Origin of the sequence: Photorhabdus viridis, assembly GCF_040256935.1 — a bacterium.
In the GTDB taxonomy this organism is placed as follows: Bacteria; Pseudomonadota; Gammaproteobacteria; order Enterobacterales; family Enterobacteriaceae; genus Photorhabdus; species Photorhabdus viridis.
Genome location: NZ_JBEJZY010000118.1, coordinates 1 through 2,735 on the forward strand (window position 1 = coordinate 1; position 2,735 = coordinate 2,735).

The following is a 2,735-nucleotide window of genomic DNA, read 5'->3' on the forward strand; positions in this document are numbered from 1 at the left end:
TCATTCAGCGCCTGCGTGTAAGCGGTGTCGTAGAGTTGCTTTTTGATGTCATCCCCGGTCGGGTGACGGTTGCCCGCTTTTGCCAGTGTTTCTTTTGCCGCCGCTTTGTCTGATTCACTGATATTGGCGATTTTCTCCTTTGCCGCCTTCGTGGCGATTATCGCCCCTTCCGTACTGGCAATATCCCTTGCCTGCGCCCCGATTTCGCCTATCAGTTGCGCCTGTCTCAGCCGTCGCTGCTCCTTCTCTTTATCAAAGATAGGGCTGAGGGCATTGCCGGCATTATCGGTATCGCGGCTCAGGGTTCGGATATCCTGCTGTTGAGCCGCCTTATCCCGGATAATCACCGTGCCGTCACTGACGGCCGCCTGAGTTGTACTTTCAGCATGGCCCGCCTTGTTTGCGCCCACCAGGGTATTGGCCGCCAGATTGCTCAGCAACTGACTCCCCACCGGTCCACCGGTACTGAGTCCCGCGCTCTGGTGCTCGGTTTTGAAATCAGCCTGGTTGTGAATAGCTTTAAAGCCCAGGGTACCGGTATCCAGCGTGTTGTTGGCTTTGTCCGCGGTGCTGGCAATGACCGCGCCGTCAAGCTGGGTGTGTTCACCCACGTTCACCTGATAGCCGCCTTTCCCCGCATACAGCCCGGTTTGCTCCTGTACGCTGTCAAAGTTGCTGTGGAGTTTGTCGCGGCTGGCGCTGAGGCTTAAAGTCCCGCCCGGTTGCGGGCCGACCGTGACACTGGCCCCGGCGCTGGCGTTGTGTTGCTGACTGTCATAGCGCTGGCTGGCCTGTTCACTGCTTAATGTCAGATGGCGTTTCACCCCGGCAATCATCTGTTCGCCGCTAACCTGCGCCCCTTTGAGCGTGGCGTCCCGGCCACTGTTCAGGGTGACAGTCTGCCCCGCCTGTACCGTGGTGTTATTGTGACTGACGCCGTTGCCGCTTTCATGACCGTTGCCCTGATTGACGCTGGCCGAGACATTCAGGCCAGTGCCCCCCGGTCCGGCGGTCAGACCCACGCCCAGCGAGCTGCCGTGACTGCTGTTTTTGCCGGTGGTCTGTTCGCTGTTCTGGCTGGAACTCAGCTGAATATCCCGACGGGCATGGAGTTGCAGGTCTTTACCCGCCTGTAACTGGCTGCCCTGAATACGAATATCGCCATTCTGGCCTGATGCGCCTTTGTCATCCCCTTTGGCACTAATGGTGAGATTATCGCCAGCGGTGAGATGGCTGCCCTGTTGCGTGGTCTGGTGTTGCTGCTGCTCTGAACGGGCGGACTGGCTGCCGTAAGACAGGCTGAGGCCCACCACATTGTTATTGCTTTTGTCGTCACCGCCTTTGGCTTCCGCCAGCCGCGCCGCCTGAACCGCCTGCATACCACTGAGGGCCGCTTTGGTGTTCTGCAAAGCTTTGACCCGGCTGTCCTGCGTTTCCTGGGCCTCACGGGCCGTTTGCACCGCAGTGTTGATAGCCGAACCGGCGGCCCCACTGAGCGCCACCGTCAGGCCGCTCTGTTTCTGTTCGGTTTTCGTCAAGACCGTGTGATTGTTTTCTGCACTGGTGATATTGACGCGCTGACCGGTGAGGGTCATATCTTTACCGGCAACCACGTCACTGCCGTGAACCCGGAGCTGTTCTCCGGCGTTGAGCGTGACATTGCCCTGGCTGCTGCCCACGGTGCTGCCTTTGGTTAGCTGGCTGTCACGGTCAGTGGTGGTTTTTTGGCTGGCTTTGCCTACAGTGAAACCTATTCCTCCCGTCCCCATCAGGCCCGATTTTTTCTCCTGCCGTAAATGCGTTTCCTGATGGGCTTCCGCTGCGGTGGTGACGGTGAGCTGATGACCGGCATTCAGGCTGACATCCTGCGTGCCCGCCACGTTGCTGCCGCGGATATTGAGGTCTTTTCCGGCCTGTATGTTGACCTTATCGCCACTGAATGTGGTGCTGAGTGCTTGCTGGTCATGCACTTCATCATGGGTTTCCACTGACGATTTCGACAGCCAGCCTTTGCTGGTTTGTTTACTGTGCTCCACTAAGTCGGATGAGGCCGTACCGGTGGTCAGCGTCAGGGTATTTCCGGCCTGCGCCGTCAGGTGTTGACCGGCATTGACGTTAGCGGCGGTGGCCTTGAGGTCATGCCCGGCTTGCAGGGTCACATCACCGGCGCCGGTTATCTGGCTGCCGATATCGGTCTGTTGGGTCAGATGGCGGTAATTATCCTTCCCCCAGTCGCCCTGCTCTGTGCGGTGGGTGCTTAAGGTCTCCAGCATCAGGTCATGCCCTGCCGTTATCTCAGTGTGACCGTCTTTCCCGGCGTTCTTCACCTCACTGGCGGTGAGCTGGACATTATTTATCGCGTTAAGCGACAGGGTGCCTTTATCGTTCTGCACATAGATGCCCGCCGGGCGGTCCAGCCAGCGGTTCGCCTCCTCCCCGCGCAGGGTCGAGGCACTGGTGATATCCCGGCCTGCCTGTAAGGCAACCTTATCTTCCCCCTGAATCTGGCCGCCCCGGTTGGTGATATCCTGCCGGGCCGTTAAATCGACTTTGCCCCCGCGAATAAAGCCGTGGTTGGTCAGGTTGTTGGCCGTCAGTTGGGTGACATCTCGCCCGCTGACCGTGCCGCTGTTGGTGATATCGCCCTGACTGTTAAGCGCTACCGTATTGCCGGCAAGGAGGGCGCCGTCACCGCTCAGGTCGCCGGATTTCACCCGGGCGTACACCTGTGGCAC

General features: G+C 59.1%; 1 protein-coding gene. It reads right to left on the minus strand.

Translation table 11 applies throughout. The annotated features are described in order from the left end of the window. Nucleotides 1–2,735 (minus strand): hemagglutinin repeat-containing protein (locus ABR397_RS22240; protein ID WP_350307615.1); only part of this gene is annotated, 2,735 nt, incomplete at both ends.